Annotated in this window: 13 protein-coding genes; 9 read left to right on the plus strand and 4 right to left on the minus strand. The window is 57.6% G+C overall.

The window, feature by feature from the left end; genetic code table 11:
- Positions 1-211: 211 nt before the first annotated feature.
- Complete coding sequence (locus tag OHL21_RS23880; protein ID WP_263419809.1) at positions 212-1813, plus strand: putative bifunctional diguanylate cyclase/phosphodiesterase; 1602 nt, start codon at positions 212-214, stop codon at positions 1811-1813.
- Positions 1814-1909: 96 nt separating this feature from the next.
- Here OHL21_RS23880 and OHL21_RS23885 read toward each other — a convergent pair whose 3' ends face one another.
- Positions 1910-4483: a hybrid sensor histidine kinase/response regulator gene (locus OHL21_RS23885; protein ID WP_263419810.1), complete on the minus strand. Its 2574-nt coding sequence runs from the start codon at positions 4481-4483 to the stop codon at positions 1910-1912.
- A 380-nt stretch (positions 4484-4863) separates the two neighbouring features.
- Positions 4864-5094: a hypothetical protein gene (locus OHL21_RS23890; protein ID WP_263419811.1), complete on the minus strand. Its 231-nt coding sequence runs from the start codon at positions 5092-5094 to the stop codon at positions 4864-4866.
- A 199-nt stretch (positions 5095-5293) separates the two neighbouring features.
- On the opposite strand from OHL21_RS23890, the gene OHL21_RS23895 reads away from it, so the two are divergent.
- Complete coding sequence (locus OHL21_RS23895) at positions 5294-6229, plus strand: RNA polymerase sigma-70 factor (protein ID WP_263419812.1); 936 nt, start codon at positions 5294-5296, stop codon at positions 6227-6229.
- 85 nt (positions 6230-6314) lie between these two features.
- The gene (locus OHL21_RS23900; protein ID WP_263419813.1) at positions 6315-6941 is read left to right on the plus strand and encodes an NAD(P)-dependent oxidoreductase; all 627 of its coding nucleotides are present in this window, start codon (positions 6315-6317) and stop codon (positions 6939-6941) included.
- Positions 6942-7132: 191 nt separating this feature from the next.
- On the opposite strand, the gene OHL21_RS23905 is transcribed toward OHL21_RS23900, so the two are convergent.
- Together OHL21_RS23905 and OHL21_RS23910 are read right to left on the minus strand one after the other, a co-directional pair.
- Entirely contained in the window at positions 7133-8407 is a 1275-nt protein-coding gene (locus OHL21_RS23905; RefSeq protein ID WP_263419814.1) for a hypothetical protein, read from the minus strand.
- Between the two features lie 190 nt (positions 8408-8597).
- The gene (locus tag OHL21_RS23910; protein ID WP_263419815.1) at positions 8598-8831 is read right to left on the minus strand and encodes a hypothetical protein; all 234 of its coding nucleotides are present in this window, start codon (positions 8829-8831) and stop codon (positions 8598-8600) included.
- Here OHL21_RS23910 and OHL21_RS23915 point away from each other — a divergent pair.
- The 6 genes from OHL21_RS23915 to OHL21_RS23940 all read left to right on the plus strand — a co-directional run bounded on the left by OHL21_RS23915 (position 8830) and on the right by OHL21_RS23940 (position 16990).
- Complete coding sequence (locus tag OHL21_RS23915; protein WP_263419816.1) at positions 8830-9078, plus strand: hypothetical protein; 249 nt, start codon at positions 8830-8832, stop codon at positions 9076-9078. The two genes, OHL21_RS23910 and OHL21_RS23915, sit on opposite strands and share 2 nt — an antisense overlap.
- A 34-nt stretch (positions 9079-9112) precedes the next feature.
- On the plus strand, positions 9113-9397 hold the full coding sequence (locus tag OHL21_RS23920; RefSeq protein WP_263419817.1) for a hypothetical protein: 285 nt from the start codon (positions 9113-9115) through the stop codon (positions 9395-9397).
- Between the two features lie 65 nt (positions 9398-9462).
- Positions 9463-11694, plus strand: a complete 2232-nt coding sequence (gene bglX, locus OHL21_RS23925) for a beta-glucosidase BglX (protein ID WP_263419818.1) — start codon at positions 9463-9465, stop codon at positions 11692-11694.
- A 35-nt stretch (positions 11695-11729) separates the two neighbouring features.
- Positions 11730-13334 carry a sulfatase-like hydrolase/transferase gene (locus OHL21_RS23930; RefSeq protein WP_263419819.1) on the plus strand — a complete coding sequence of 535 codons (1605 nt, stop codon included), beginning with the start codon at positions 11730-11732 and terminating at the stop codon, positions 13332-13334.
- Between the two features lie 186 nt (positions 13335-13520).
- The gene (locus OHL21_RS23935) at positions 13521-15896 is read left to right on the plus strand and encodes a sulfatase-like hydrolase/transferase (RefSeq protein WP_263419820.1); all 2376 of its coding nucleotides are present in this window, start codon (positions 13521-13523) and stop codon (positions 15894-15896) included.
- Positions 15897-15961: 65 nt separating this feature from the next.
- Positions 15962-16990: a LacI family DNA-binding transcriptional regulator gene (locus OHL21_RS23940; protein ID WP_263419821.1), complete on the plus strand. Its 1029-nt coding sequence runs from the start codon at positions 15962-15964 to the stop codon at positions 16988-16990.
- Positions 16991-17009: the final 19 nt, after the last annotated feature.

Raw genomic sequence — 17009 nt, forward strand, 5'->3', positions numbered from 1 at the left:
TTCCGTTTCAGCTTTTCGGTGGCAATCTGTCCATCAGATAGTCGTGTGGGGGGCCGGAATCGACAGCGCACTGAAATTTATTCCCATAATTCTCCCAGCCATTGTTTCATCACAGTAGAAACCTGCCCCCCATTTGAGCGATTATTCTCTACGCCGGGATCTATCGATGGCGAGGTTTCCGTTGAGTTTTTCCTCTGTAAAGGCATTCATCATGCGACATCGCAGATCGCTGTCCGATCTTTCGATCGTGATCGCTACCGTTGGCGTCGGCTTGTACCTGGCGCTGGAGTATGACTTCTTCCGCAATGAGGGCCATGAGACGCTACAGCAGGAAACCGTAGAACTCGATGAAGCCCTGCTTATTGGCGGTGTTCTTGCGCTCCTGCTGCTGTTCTTCGCCATTCGCCGGTACCGGGAACAAAAACGGGAGATCGTCCGCCGCACAGCCGCCGAAAAGCAGATCAGGGTCCTTGCCTTTCAGGACACGCTTACCGGTTTAGCCAATCGCCGCCAGTTTGACGACGCCTTGCGTGCCGCGATCGCAGCACCACCGCGCGAAGGGGCCTGCCATGCCGTCCTCATGCTCGACCTGAATGGCTTTAAACAAATTAACGATATTTACGGCCATGCCGTCGGGGATGAAGTGCTTACCCTTACCGCGCAGAGGCTGCTTTCTGCTGTACGTGAAGGCGACCTTGTGGCGCGCCTGGGCGGGGACGAGTTTGCCGTTCTTGCAACTCACTTGATGGGGCCTGATGCGGCCGCCAATATCGGCCGGCGCATCGTCGACGAGCTCTCCCCTCCCCTGCTCACCGGCCAGATCCGGCATCTGATCGCATCGGGGATTGGCGTGGCGCTTATCCCGTACGACGCCGTCACAGCGGAGGAGGTCTTCCGGAAGGCCGACCTGGCACTCTATCGCGCCAAGGAAGAACGCCGTTCGGCGGTGCACTTCTTTGAAGAGGTGCTTGACCGCCGTATGCGGGAGCGCGAATGGGTTGAGCGGGAACTCCGGTCCGCCGTTGTCTCAGGTCAGATTCAGACTCTCTTTGAGCCCACCGTCGATCTGCGGACACGTCAGATCACCGGCTTTGAGGCCCTGCCACACTGGCTACATCCGACGGCCGGCCCCATCAGCCCACAGCGTTTCATCGCGATTGCGGAAGAGTGCGGTCTGATTCACGAAATCATGGATCACATTCTCCGCCAGGCATGCGAGACCGCGGCTCAGTGGCCAACGCATGTGCGGCTCTCCATCGATGTGCTACCTGTGCAGTTGAAAGACAGGTCACTTGCAACACGGATTCTGGAGATTCTCAGCGAGACGGGCCTCAACCCCAACCGGCTCGAGATTGAGATTACGGAAGCCGCCCTGGTGCGGGACCTGGAATCGGCAAAGCTGCTGCTGGGCACGCTGCGGGATGCGGGTGTCCGCATTGCGCTGGACAACTTCGGCACCGGCTACTCCAGCCTTTATCATTTGCGCAACTTCAAACTCGACAAGATCAAGATCGACTCCAGCTTCATCCGCGCGATGCAGGGGAAAGAGAGCAATCAGTCTGCCGCGTACGCTCATGAAGGAGCGATGGAGAGGGATCTAAAGGCCGAGCAGGAAGAGAGCGCCACGATTGTCCGTGCGCTGGTCGGTCTAGCTCATGGTCTTGGACTGACCATCGCCGCCGAAGGCATTGAGGAACCGAACCAGCAGAGCTCGTTGCTATTGACCGGTTGTGAGCAGGGACAAGGGAATCTTTACAGCCAGCCGTTGTCAGCGGAGCAGACGGTTGATGCGTTGATCGAGAGAACTGCTTGATTAATGCAGGGTGCTCAGGAAAGTGAAAGGCGGGCCCCAGGTCCCCGGGGGCCAGGGGCACCCGGGCATGGGCTATCTCGAATAGGTCTATACACCTCAACTTGCGGTATTGCTGGAGAAGCGCTCGACTGCGGAGCGCAAGTCTCCTCGCCTTGTCGGCTTGCTCAGAACCAGGTCGACATTGGCTGGCGTCTCGTCCTCATTGCCCGAGCGATATCCCCAACCGGTCAGCAGGATTACCGGCGTGGCAGCCGCGGCTTCCTTGATGGAGAGCGCTACTTTTTTACCGTCAACATAGGGCATGCCCAGATCTGTGAAGACGATGGAAAACGGCTTGTTCTGTGAGAGAGCCGCATGAAAGGCATCGATTCCCGACTGACCGCCATTCGCCGTAACAACATCATGACCATCCAGTTCCAGCACCTCGCGCAACGGCTTCAGCAGAAGCGGATCGTCATCAACAAGCAGAATCCTTACCGGCTTCGATATGGGGCCGGCATGCGCAGCGGGAGCCGGTGCACTTACCGCGGCTTCTGTTGCAGTAAAGGTCAGACGGACAGTCGTACCTTTAGCGAGGGCGCTGTCAATCTCCAGCTCGCCACTGTGGCGTTCCATGACTCCCTGCACCATGACAAGGCCGAGTCCGGTGCCACGATCACCCTTCGTGGTAAAGAAGGGTTCCATGCACCGCCGTCTGGCTTCTTCGTCCATACCGACACCGGTATCGATAACTTCGAGATAGACGCCGCGCATCTCGGCCGGCTCGTCCTTTCCGGAGCTGGTCTTCGCGATGCCAGTTCGCAATGTTAACGTGCCGCCATTCGGCATGGCATCGACGGCGTTGAAGATCAGGTTGACGAGCACCTCCCGGATTTCGTTCTCAAGGCCTCGAATTAATGGAATCCCATGCGCCAGATCCGTAACCATGCGGATCACAATCCCATGCTGCTGCGGCATGGCAGACCAGCGGGCATTGGTCAGCTCGATGGTCTGGCGTACAAGTTGATTGAGGTCAATCGGCGCGGAGACAACCTGCGGCTCTCTCTGCCGATATAGATCCGTGAGTCGGGTAAGCGTGTTTGAAACATCATTCAACGCCCGCTGAATCGTCTGGAGAGTGCGGCGCGACTGTCGGCTCAGGCCCGTCTCCATCTCCAGCAGCGACTCGGTATAAAGCGCCGCAGGCGAGATGGTGTTGTTGATGTCATGTGCGATGCCGCTGGCCATCTGTCCAAAGGCGCGCAGGCGCTCCTGCTGCATGACCGTCTGCCGCGTCGACTGCAGATCGTCATAGGCACGTTGCAGAGAGCCATACATCTGAGCCTGGTGTGCAGCCAGCGCCATGAGGTCTCCAAGGTGCTTGAGGAACTCGCAGTCACTGCTGCTGAATCCCTCCCACTCTCGCCTGGCGGCAATCAGGATGCCGAAGAGCGCATCTTCAACCATCAGCGGTACGATGACGCCGGAGTGGAGCCCACCCTGAACCAGTTGCCGCGGAAAGGGTGTGGTCAGGCGATCCAGATCCGGCTCATAGATCAGTTGGCCGTTGAGGCTGCGCCCGAACCCGTTTTCATCAATCCCGATGGTGGTATGTCTCAGGTCTGCGAGCACTGCCTGGCGGACTCCCACATTGGAGACCGTCAGCACCATACCGGCCCGGTCATAGAGAGCAATGCATCCAAAGTCGATAGGCAGATCATCTTCCAGGCTGCGAAGCACGACCTGAAAGATGCTTTGCATATCCTGACGTTCTCCGATGGCCTGCGTAATCTGCCGCAGCAGGTCCAGTCTTGCCAGCTGCTCCAGAAGCTTCCATTCGCCGTTCCTGCGGCTGAGGTCAGAGCGGTGCAGGGCGGCTGCCGTTATCCACACCAGGATGCCGAAGGTCACGACATTGGACAAGGCAAAGAGCGAAAGTCCTGCCTCTGTGCCATACCATCCGGCGCGCTGTCCTTGTAGTCTCAACCAGCCCACGGAAATGGGAACAATCATGGCGGGAAACAGGAGCTTTCTGGCGATAAGGCCTCCGGCGCTGTCGCTGACCAGCAGGCTCATCAACCCATCTTCAGGCCACGAACACAATAGGGCGACACTCCACACCAGAAATAGCAACGATGTGTGCACAGCCAACGTATCTTGAGGAATGAGAGGTGCGCCTCCATAGAGAAACCGGCTGAAGGCCAGCCATGCAATCAGGTTAGCCAGCAGCGTTAACACCTGAAAGAGCTGGAATCCACGGCGCCTGCCGGCGAGCAACGAAGCGGTGCCAAGCAAGATGAAGTTGATCGCCGTGGCCGGCGCCATCGCACTGAAGCGCATGTAGAAGAGATGGTCGATCCCCGAATCTCGTCCTAGAGCGTAGGACAAGAGCCGGCTGAGGCCCATTACAACGACCAGGAGAGAGAGACCCTGCGATGCCCAGAAGGAGATCGAACGTCTTCGGACCGAACTCGACTCCCGTACCAATGGGAGCAGGCCGAGAGCAATGCCGGCGAGCAGGAAGCAAACCGCCGTGGGGACCACCATACGCGGCCACCCGGAGACCACACTTTTAAGCCGAACGTTGTCCGCTGCCCATCCCCAAAGCACCGCCAAAGCAACGAGCACAAGAAGACCGGCAGTGGCTTGATGAATGCGTTGCGGCCAGCGAGGGACCTCAGCTTTGCTCATCGACTGCCCTTCCGGAGTTGGACAACTGCAGGTGAACCTCGCTAAAAAATGGGCTTATTGCCCGTAAGAATATCCCAAATTCCCAGCGCACTTATGACCGGCCACAGCTCGAAAGTGAAACTATAACTCTATTCGTTAACAGAACGAAACTACCCTTCCATAAATCGCTTTCACGGGAAGGAAGCCAGGTCTCAAACCGCAGGAGCAGCCGGCATGACCGGAGATCCGGTTTGGGAGATATCTCTACCTGGCGGGGGCTACACTGCCAATTGCCCAGAGCAACTGCCGGATCGCTCCTCCGAAGATAGCAAACCCCAAAGGCACATGGATGGCTACATGATGGAGATGCCCGGCGGCGAACTCCGCGACCTCGGCGGTCATCAAGCCGAGAGCGGCCACGGGAACCAGAGGGGACACCGCCTTTGCAGGAACAGAACAAGGGCGGCCAACACCTGGCTGCCGCCTAACAGCACCAGAACCTTCGCGGTTAAGGCATGAAGCGCTGCGGATTTCACGTCGCCCGCCAACATTCTGCCTGCAAACGCTGCCTGAACCAGCATGGTGATTGCGCTTATCGCCAGGATGAAACGCAGCAATCTCGTCGCCATCATCTGTTGCTCCTCCGAAAACAAAGTGCCCTCGCGGCACCCGCTGCAGGGGAAGACCGGCGAAAAACATAGAATGTGACAGAGACCGCTGCGAGGGCGGCTCTGTGTCACGCCGCAACCCGCCTGTTTGTCTTGTATGGAGACGAGCAACGCCGAAGGAGACCGGCCTTCGGACCAGAGATTCAGCAAAAGGAGCGGAGCAGTGAGCAGCCATCAGATACCTGGGCCGGAGCCATTGAATGATGCTGAGCGCTCCATACGGCTGGGAACGTTCGATCAGTACCGCAGCCTTCTGTTTTCCATCGCTTATCGCATGCTGGGAAGCGTTGCCGACGCGGAAGACATGCTGCAGGAGACATTCCTACGATGGCATGCAGCCGGCGAAGAGGAGATCCGCTCACCCAGAGCTTATCTCGTCACCATCCTGAGCCGGCTCTGCATCAACCATCTGCAATCGGCGAAGGTTCAACGGGAAGAGTACACGGGTATGTGGCTGCCGGAGCCGATCGTTACCGATCTGGGAGCCCATTCGGGAGCCGATCCCTTCTACCTCATCCGTGTGGATGAGTCGCTTTCGATGGCCTTCCTGATCTTGTTAGAACGTCTCACTCCGATTGAACGTGCCGTCTTTCTCCTGAAAGAGGTCTTCGAGTACGAGCATGCAGAGATCGCATCGATCGTCGGCCAGAGTGAGGTCAACTGCCGGCAGATTCTGAAGCGGGCAAAGCAGCATGTCGCGGCGCTACGGCCTCGCTTTGCGGCTGCCCGGCCTAATCATGGCGCTCTGCTGGAAAGCTTTTTGAAAGCCGTCGGAACCGGTGAGATGACGGACCTGCTCAGCCTGCTAACCGAGGATGTTGTGCTGCGTTCCGATGGAGGAGGCAAGGCGGCGGCTGTTCCCAATGCAGTTCACGGCGCCGACAAGGTTGGCAGAGGCATTCTGGGCGGCATGCAGCGCTTTGTTCCAAAGACGCTGGTTCGGCGGCTCGCCCACATCAATGGCGACCCCGGGCTGGTCACCTATTTCAATGGAGAGCCATATTCCGTGGTGACGATCGAAGTGCGGGACAACCTGATTTCTTCGATCTACGTCATCACCAATCCTGACAAGCTCAAACATCTGCCGCGGCTGAAGTAGAGGCGGGTGTCACGCGCCGCGGCCCTCGCCGGTCTTATGGTGCAAAGCACTATGGTGCTCTGCACCACAGACAGGAGTCGAAAAAGTGAGAGTTGTTATTCTAGGCGCCACAGGCGGCACAGGCATGGAGCTGATCAGGCAATCGCTTGCAGCGGGCCACGCCGTAACAGCATTCGTCCGCAAGCCTGAACCTCTCAGGACGTTCTATGGGCGGATCGATCTTCGCACTGGGGACCTGCTGCACCAGGAGACCATGACCCGGGTACTCGAAGGACATGACGCCGTTCTTTCCGGCTTTGGACCGCGTGTGCCGATTGCGAAGTCGGACGAACATCTGCTCAGAGACTTTGCGACCGTATTGACAGGAGCAATGCAGCAAAGCGGTGTACGACGGGCGGTGCTGATCTCGACCGCATTCCTGTTCAAGGACTCGGTGTTTCCGCCTACATATCTGCTGGGCAGGCTGCTGTTTCCATCGGTCGTGAAAGATTCCGCCGAACTGGAGTCGATTGTTCAGAGCAGCGGACTCGACTGGACAATCGTACGGCCCCCGCAGCTTACCGATCGTCCCTGGAGCGGAAGATATCGCGAGCGCATTGGCCATCTGCCAAGATTTGGCTTTAAGATTTCGCGCGCCGATGTCGCCGACTATTTTGTGAAAGCTTTGTCGAAGGAGTCGCTCATCCGGAAGGTGGTTGGCATTAGCAACTAGGCGGATGGGTGCTACAACAGTCAGTCTTCACGATTGCGAAGTTCATTGCTGAGCTCATTGGCGGATTTGGGGCATTCCCCGCCCACCCTAGCGTTGCGAGGACGGGGCACCCGGCAGGGAAAATGGGGAAAAAAGCAGGTCCTTCGCTAATCAGCCCGAACGCTCAGGATGACATTGTTGATGAAGTACGCCTAGTCGAGTTCGAAGGCGATCACCTTTGGTGGGCTGGCCTTGCCTTCTACCAGACTGGTTTCAATCACGAGCTGTATGTTGTGAGACTCCCAGCCTTTGGGCGCCTGTTTTGCAAAGAGAGCAAAGTAAGCAGGCGTCGTCACAAACTCAGCAGCCGAGGAGTTGCCATAGGGGCCTAGCCCGGCAAGAGAGAGAACGTATTGTCCTGTAAGAGGATCGTTCAAGCGGGTGATAATCGCGTAGCTTTTGGTGATGGAATTCACCGGTGCCGACAAATCGAATGTGCCGAGGGGCGTGTCTGCATTCTCCGTGTCCACGACTCCCGATGCGTCCGGGCTCAGCCGGGAGATCCGATAGCGCATGTTCGACTGAACCCGCGCGGTCCATTGGTTATTGAAGCCGCCGATCAGGATGGACGGTTGTCTGCGCAGGTCCGGAAGAGTCGTGGTATCAGCAATGCGCATATGGGGGTGTTTCCCCTCCGCGCCGAGAAGGCTGGAAACGCTGACAAGAGCAGCGCCGACATTCGGGTCAAGGTGATTGCGGGTCCGAGTGACGTGATTCCACGTATCGTTTTCGACCACCGGCTCATGCATGATGCCGTTCAGCGTTCCGGCGCAGATGAGGATCTCGTTCTCTGAGTTCAAAAGCGGTGTCCAGAAGGAAGCCAGATCGCGATTCTGTTTCTGTGTCTCGGAGGCGCGATAGGCGAAGAAGATAGCTGTGGCACATACGCAGGCAACCACGGCGGCAAGCAGATATCGGCGAATTGTGGGGCGTCGATCCTCCGCGGCAATTTCCGTGATGCTGGGCGTCTCGACGGCAAACGGAGCTGTATCGAGAACCAGTTTTGCCTTAGCTATCGCTATCTTCGACGAAGGACTTCCATCCTCCAACTCAGGCCAGTAGATGTGCGGGACGTACGACCCTACCGGAATCTCGATGCGCAGCTCGCCGCTGTGTGGAGCTTCGGAATAGTAGAGCGTCAGCCGTTTGCGGAGATCGGCCATCGCCCCGCGGACCATCGGATCAAGCGTAAGGTCATAGGCCGGCTTTCGATCGAAGACCTCGATGCCGATCACCCTCTCTGTCAGGCTTTGCATATCGCCGTCGATATGCTTCTGAGTCAGAAAGGTAAGGAGGCGCTGGTGGCGCTTGCTGTTACGGAAATGGGAGCTGGCCAGCAGAAGGTCGACCTGATGATAGATTGCGTCAGACGCAACGCTCCTCGATGGAAAAGGGACATCGAGTACGCTTTCGGTCGATGCAGACATATCGGGCCTCTAAAGAAGTCGGCGCCGAAGAAGTGTAACCACGCGATTAGAGTACAGGCAACCCGTTTCGCCAGACCGATCGAAGAGGAAGCCTACGGTCTGGAGAGCTCTCGCAACTGCTTGATTTCAGAGGAACGATGACAGGTGCGGCACATATGCCGTACCGTCCGGCACTTACTCAGCCGCTGTTTCACCAGGAGTACGCCGACGCGACGCCAATAACGAGACGGTGGGAATAGAAGATCTTCCGGATCAGGACAACCGCGGGCTCCGCCGCGGTCGCTTCGCAGTGCCGGTATGCGACGTTCGCAGTAGGAAGTGGCACCTCACGGCTCGTTATCAGGACGGCAAACCAGGCAATAACTCGACCATGCCCCTGCAGCGTGGCTTCGATTCGATCTGCGGAGCATGCCGTCTCTGCCATGAAGAAGAGCCAGGCAGAACATCCTGAGAAGCCGATATTCCTCTATCTCGCCTTTACGTTTGCGCATACTCTGCTGCAGGCTCCGAAGGAGTACATCGATCGCTACAAGGAGATATATCAGAAGGGCGGGGATGCGATTCGCGAAGAGCGTTTCGCACGGCTGAAGAAGATGGGTATTATTCCAGCGGATGTGAAGTTACCGCCAAGAGAGGCCGGTGATCCGTCATGGGATTCGCTTACCGATTAGCGGAAACGTGTGTACGCACGGTTTATGGCGACCTATGCGGGTTACATCGAACATCGAGATGCGCGGTAACCGGGCGATCCTTAGCGGCGACTGGCGCGTGGTTGCAATGCACATGATGAATACGCCCTTCGATCAGGATCGGTGGCAGTTGTTCGACGTCAAAGACGATCCCACCGAATCGACGCACCTTGCGCAGAAGTTTCCGAAGAAGCTGCAGGAGATGAAGGATCTATGGCAGAAGGAAGCCGAAAAGTATGGCGACCTTCCCATGGAAGAGACACAGTTCAGCAGAGGCTTTGCCGACGCATTTTTAGATTGAGCATCAGGGGCTATTTAACGATGAAATATCAGACGATTCGATTTTTGCTTCCAGCAGCTTTACTGGTGTCGTCGCTCCAGCTTTGCTGCCAGACAGCCGCTACCCCGGACCAACGGGCTAATCTTCTTCTTGCCAAGATGTCGGTTGACGAGAAGGTTGGCCAGTTGAATCAGGTCTTCGATTTCTCGGGGCTGCCGGGTATGCCTGCACCTGCGCAGAAGCTGGAAGATCAGGTTCGCCGGGGAGAAATCGGCTCCATCCTTTTCGTAACCGATCCGAAGCGCATCAATGCGCTGCAGAAGATCGCTATGTCGGAAGGTTCGCACATTCCAATCCTCTTCGGCTTCGACGTCATTCATGGCTTCGACACCGAGTTCCCGGTTCCGATAGGCATGGCTGCCTCCTGGGATCCGGAGATGGCGCGCAAGGTTCAGTCGATTGCTGCCGAAGAGGCGGTACACGCGGGTGTGCGGTGGACCTTTGCTCCCATGCTCGATATCGCACGCGATCCGCGCTGGGGCCGGATCTCCGAAGGAGCAGGAGAGGATCCGCACCTCGGCGCTGCGATGGCGCGGGCACAGGTGAAGGGATTCCAGGGAGAGGCCGGCCAGCCGCTCCGCTTCGCAGCAACGCTGAAGCACTTTGCCGGATATGGAGCCGCGGAGGGTGGGCGTGACTACGATGCCTCCTATATTCCGGAAGAGCTGCTGCAGAACGTCTATCTGCGTCCCTTCCAGGCGGGAGTCGAGGCCGGCGCGAAAAGCGTGATGAGCGCCTATATGGATCTGAACGATGTTCCGGCGACGGGGAATACGCATCTTCTGCGGGAGATTCTCCGTGACCAGATGAAATTCAACGGATTCGTCGTCAGCGATGCGAATGCCGTCGGCGATCTGTATACCCATGGCTTCAGCAGCGATGCCAAAGATTCTGCGTTTCGCGCCGCAACCGCCGGCGTGAATATGGATATGGGAAGCGGCACGTATCTCAAGAACCTGAAGCAGCTTGTTGCGGAAGGAAAGGTCTTGGCGACGGCACTCGACGACCTGGTGCGCCCGATCCTTACAACGAAGTATGCTTTGGGGCTATTTGACAGCCCTTACGCGGATGGCGATGCATCCACGCACGCCGTCATGCTGGCCAAGCATCGTGACCTTGCGCGAGAGGCGGCGGCCAGAAGCGCCGTGCTGCTGCGCAATGAAGGTGGAACGCTTCCTCTCTCGAAGACCACTCGCCGTATCGCCGTTATCGGTCCGCTTGGGGACTCGCAGTACGACATGAACGGTCCGTGGAGCCTGACCGCGAAACCTGCCGACACAGTCACGATTGTGGCTGGGATCCGGAACAAGCTGCCCGGCGCCGACGTGCGCTTTGCCCAGGGAGTTCAGTTGCGCAAACAGTTTCCTTCAATGTTCGACGGCCTTCTCGGACCGAAGCCGGAGCCGGAGTGGGATGCGAGTAAAGCCGAGGCAACGATGAAGGATGCTATCTCTCTGGCCAACGATTCGGACGTTGTTGTGCTTGCTCTGGGAGAATCGGCGCTCATGGATTTTGAGTATGCCTCTCGTTCCTCGCTGGCATTGCCGGGCCGGCAGCAGAAGCTGCTGGAGAAGGTCGTTGCAACGGGTAAGCCGGTTGTCCTGCTGCTCTTCAGCACACGGCCGCTGGATGTGACATGGGCCTCGCAGCACGTCTCTGCAATCATGGATTGCTACTTCGGGGGGACAGAGACCGGGAATGCTGTCGCCGACCTTCTCTTCGGCGACGTCTCGCCTGCAGGGAAGCTGCCTGTGACGTGGCCGCGTAATGCCGGCCAGATTCCGATCTACTACGCCCACAATCTCTCGCACAAACCATATGGCGCGCCTGATTTCACTTCGCGCTACTGGGATCTTCCTACGGAGCCGCTCTATCCCTTCGGGTTTGGTTTGAGTTATTCGAGTTTTGAGATCTCCAATCTCCGGCTGAGTAAGAAAGAGATTCATACCAAAGATCCGGTAACGGCTGTGGTGACCGTTAAGAACACCGGCAAGGTGAAAGCGGATGAGGTCATCCAGCTTTATCTGCATCAGAGATGGGGAAGCGCCTCCAGGCCGGTGCGAGAGCTGAAAGGATTTCAGCGCATCACGCTCTCACCAGGTGAATCGCGCGATGTCAGCTTTGTCGTGGGGGAGGCGGAGAGAACCTATTGGTCGGCCGCCTCTCATGGCTGGACGCTTGACCCATCAGAGTTCGATGTATGGGCTGGGGACAGCTCGACCGCCTCACTGCATGACACGTTTTCCGTCGTGCGGTAATTCCCTTGTTCAATGAAAGAAGAACGGAGCACACTTTGAACCGCAGACAGTTCGTGAGTCTTTCCAGTGGGACCGTGGTGGGGAGCATCTTGCATGCGGACGCCGGCGCGGGTACGCCTTCCGCGGCATTGGACGAGGCTGGCCAGACGGCTCCAGGAACTTCGATGAAGCGGCCGAACCTCATCCTGTTTATGCCGGACGAGATGCGTGCCGACAGCCTCGCCTGCTATGGGAACTCGGTCACCAAAACACCGAACTTCGACAAGCTGGCGGCGAGTGGATCGCTCTTCAAGAACTGCCACGTACAGTTCCCTGTCTGCGGAGCCTCGCGTTGCAGCATGCTCACCGGGTGGCCGACGAGTGTGCGCGGTCACCGCAGCCTCTACTATTTTTTGCGGCCTGAAGAACCGAACCTGTTCCGCTATCTTCGCGAAGCCGGTTATGACGTCTTCTGGTTTGGAAAGAACGACGCACTTGCAGCACAGAGCTTTGCTTCGAGCGTGACGTACTGGGAGCAGGGGACAGACGGACGTTCCCCTGGGGCAATGCGGCCAAATGATCTGACGCCCGGAGCGCTTTCGATGCTCTACGGACCGGCAGGAGACAGACGGCAGACCAGCGATTATCGCCTGCTTTCCCAGGCGATGCGCATACTTGAGCGGAAGGAATCGACCAAGCCCTTCTGCATCTTTCTGCCGCTGATCCAGCCGCACCCGCCGTACACGATTCCGGAAGACTTCTACAACATGTACAACCCGTCTTCCCTTCCCGCGCTGGTCGCGCCGGGACTTCAGAAGAAGCCGGACTATCACGAGGGCATTCGCGAACGCTATGGATTGAAGAAGCTCTCCGATACCGACTTTCGAAAGATCCGTGCGGTTTACTACGGACAGGTGAGCTACAGCGATTGGCTGCTGGGAGAACTTCTGGAGAAGCTGGAAAGCAGTGGGCGGAACAAAGATACGGCCCTCTTCGTGATGTCGGATCACGGCGACTATGCCGGAGATTATGGACTGGTTGAAAAGTGGCCAAGCGGACTGGAGGACTGCCTGACTCACATTCCACTCATCGCCAGGGTACCCGGCGGGAAACAGGGAGTGGTGTCGGACGGCATGGTCGAGCTGTATGACATCATGCGGACCTGCATCGACCTCGCAGGCACGCAAACGAACCACACCCATTTCTCCCGCAGCATGCTGCCGGTGATGGAGGGGGGTACTGCCGACAAAGAACGAGCAGCCTTCGCAGAGGGAGGCTACAACGTCTATGAACCCCAGTGCTTCGAGCCTGGAGGAGCCGGCGGCGGGCCGTATGCGGGAAAGATTGGCTTGCAAAATGAGCAGCCGGTGATGGTCTCCCGTTCCGCCATGGTCCGAACCCAAACGCATAAGCTCATCCTCAGGCCGCAGGGACAATCGGAGCTGTATAGCTATCGCGAGGATCCGCGCGAAGAACACAATCTGTATGGCGATCGAGGCTCTTCAGCAGTCGAGGCCGAACTCACGATGAAGCTGCTCAAACAGTTCATCAATACAACCGGCATTGCTCCCATGGATAAGGACCCGCGCGACGCTCCGCCTTTTTACCCGACGCGTCCTGACCTTCCGGCTCCCGGCTGGCAGGCCAGGATTCTTGACTAAGGTGACCGCACAGAAGACCGTGTGTTAGGACTGTGGTTCAATGCTCGCTCGTGAAACGGAGTGATTTATTCTAGAGCAATTCTCCTAATACGGCAGCTTTGGATAAATCTACAAATGCCGTTTTCTTGGCAGGAAAACGGCGCAAACAGCCAACACTCCGCTCTACACCTTCAGGAGAATTGCTCTATGGCCAACAAACGGAATTTGAGGCGCCCTTTTTCTCCCCTGCTCTGCACCCTGACGGCTGCCTGCGTGGCAACAGCTATGTATGCACAGGCGCAGGACCGCACGGTGCTTCCGATAGCGCCTCCGCCTTTCAGCGGGACCGTGGGGTCGAGCTTTGCGAACTCAAAATCAGCGCCGACACCACCGTTGCAGGCTCCGGGGGGTGCGCCGAATGTGCTGCTGGTACTGATCGACGATGCCGGGTATGGCCAATCCGGCACATTCGGAGGTTTGGTCCCGACACCGACACTCGACGCCCTGGCCGCACAGGGGTTGCGCTATAACCGTTTCCACGTCACAGCGCTGTGCTCCCCCACACGCGCGGCATTACTGACGGGCAGGAATAATCATGCCGTTGGGATGGGAACCATCACCAATCTTGCGACAGACTTTCCCGGCTATAACGCATCGATTCCGAAAAGCGCAGCGCTGTTACCGCAAGTGCTACAGATGAACGGATATGCAACAGCTGCCTATGGCAAGTGGCATCTGATTCCCGAGAGCGAAGATAAGATCTCCGGCCCGTTTGATCACTGGCCGACGCATCAGGGGTTCGATGAGTTTTATGGCTTTCTAAACGGAGAGACGGACCAGTGGTATCCGGAGCTTACCTCTGGAACGCAGCCGGTTGAGATGGCGGCGCCAGCGGGACGCAAAGCCGATTTCACTCTGAACGAAGATCTGGCCGACCACGCGATCCGCTGGATCAAATCGGAAAAGTCGTTGTCTCCCGAGAAGCCGTTCTTCGTCTACTTTGCTCCCGGAGCGACGCATACTCCGCTGCAGGCGCCCAAAGCGTGGATCGATAAGTTCCGCGGTCAGTTCGATATGGGCTGGGACAAATATCGTGAGATTGTCTTTGAGCGCCAGAAGAAGCTCGGAGTAATCCCGAAGGATGCGAAGCTGACACCTCGCCCCAAGGAGATTCCTGCGTGGGATTCGCTCTCGCCGGATGAGAAGAAGGTCGCCTCGCGCCTGATGGAAGTGTTCGCCGGATTTATGGCGCAGACCGATCACGAGATTGGACGTGTGATCGATGCGATTCGCGATACCGGCCAATTGGACAATACGCTGATTCTCTTCATCGCCGGAGACAATGGCGCCAGCCTGGAAGGCGGGCTGCAAGGGACGGGCAACATCATGGCGTCCATCAATGGCGAGCGGGAGTCTACGGCGGAGATGCTCAAGATTCTCGACAAGCTTGGCGGGCCGGAGACAACGCCTCACTATCCTGTGGGCTGGGCGTGGGCAGGAGACACTCCGTTCCAGTGGGGCAAACGCATCGCCTCTCACCTGGGAGGAACGCGCGATCCGCTGGTGGTCTTCTGGCCAAAGGCTATTCATGATGCCGGCGGTTTACGCGAGCAGTTTGAGGATGTGACCGATATCGCGCCCACCGTTTTGGAGGCAGCCCATATTCCGGTCCCTGTTGAAGTGAATGGAGTGAAGCAGCAGCGCATGGACGGTATGAGCATGCTGGCGACATTCTCCTCAGCCAATGTGCCGAGCCTGCGGACGACGCAGTATTTCGAGATGCTGGGCAACCGCGCCATCTATCACGATGGCTGGATGGCCGCTTCACGCAGTGGCCTGCTTCCCTGGGTTTACACCACACAACCGCCTCCGGACCCGAATCGCCAGCCCTGGGAGCTGTATCACCTGAGTGAGGACTACTCCGAAGCGGATGATATCGCCGCGAGGAACCCTGACAAGGTGGCAGAATTGGCAGTTCTCTTCGATGCGGAAGCGAAACAGAATCGTGTTTATCCCCTGGACCCGCGCTTCGGTGGGCGGCAGGCGCGGCCAGAGGGCAACCACTTCAGGTACTACACCGGTACGGGACATCTGTATCTCTCGCTGACGCCTGCATACGAAAACAAATCGCACAAGATTACGGCGTACGTGACGGTTCCTAATGGAAAAACCAATGGAGTGCTGATGGCCGACGGTGGGGAAGGCGGTGGCTTCAGCCTCTATCTGAAGGATGGACGGCCGACGTACACCTATAACTACTTCAAACGGCGCATCACGACGATCGCCTCTCCTGCTCCGCTTCCTCCTGGGCCAGCCAAGATCACGCTGGAGTTCAACTACGACGGCGGAGGCATTGGGAAAGGGGCAAATATCACATTGCTGGTGAATGATAAGGCTGTCGCCAAACAGCGGCTACCCGAGACAGTGCGCATGGCGTTCGCGTTCGAGGACACCTTCGATATTGGCGAAGACAGCGCATCACCGGCAGGCGACTATGAGAGCCCATTTCCATTCAACGGAACGATTCAACATATCGACCTCGATATCGAGCCGGCATCAGTCAATGTGGGCGCGACCCCATAGCGGGGATTCCAGCCCGCACGATAGGGCATTGCCTATCCTTTCCGCGGGTACGATAAGCTTCCCTCATGCGCGCTACGCAGAAAGATATCGCAGAAGCAGTCGGGGTCTCGATCGTTACCGTCTCGAAGGTGATGCGCGGCCACGAAGATATTGGCCCTGAGACCAGACAGAAGGTGCTCGATAAGGCGAAGGAGCTCAACTTCCGTCCTAATCTGGCGGCGCGCTCCCTGGTGACCGGCAAGAGCTCAATTGTTGGCCTGGTAGTCCCAGACCTGCTGCATCCTTACTTTGTCGAGATCGCCAAGTCGCTGGCTGCTACGCTGCGAAAGAACGGCTACTATCTGATGCTTTCTTCTTCGGAGGAAGACCCGCGGATGGAGATGCAGGAGGTAGAGCATCTTCTGGCACTGCGGCTTGATGCGCTGGTTGTCGCTTCCTGCGCCCCGGCTGTTCCCAAGCTCTTTAGCGAGATTCAAGACCAGGGAACACCGCTTATCCTTCTGGACCGTTCTTTCGATGGCTTCCGCTGCAACTTCATCGGTTCGGACAACGCGCAGATGGGATATCTGGCGACGCAGCACCTCTTCTCTCTCAAGCGAAAACGGATCGCCCATATTCGAGGGCCGGAGAACTCCATCGGCCGTGGACGCTTCGATGGCTATCTCAAGGCCTTTGAAGAAGAAGGGTTGGAACCAAGCCCCAAGTATGTCGTGGGAACCACTACCGTGGATGTCGACAGTACGGTGCAGGGCCGTGACGCAATGAAGCGCCTGCTGGCTTTGAAGCCGCGGCCCGATGCGGTCTTCTGCTACAGCGACCCCATTGCGATTGGCGCGATGGATGCGATTCTTGAAGCCGGTCTGCGCATCCCGGAAGACATCGCTGTTGTCGGATGCGGCAATCTGCACTACGACGAGCACCTTCGCGTTCCGCTAACTAGTGTTGATCAGGGAAGTACGCGCATTGGAGAACGCGCGGCTAAGATGCTGCTCTCTATCCTTGATTCCAAAGTGACATCGCCAGGAAAACCGGCAATTCGCCGCGCCATTGAACCGGCGCGAATTATTATTCGCGAATCATCTCGCCGCTCGTAATACTTTCATCGTGACGGAT

This window comes from Terriglobus albidus, assembly GCF_025685425.1.
GTDB classification, from domain to species: domain Bacteria; phylum Acidobacteriota; class Terriglobia; order Terriglobales; family Acidobacteriaceae; genus Terriglobus; species Terriglobus albidus.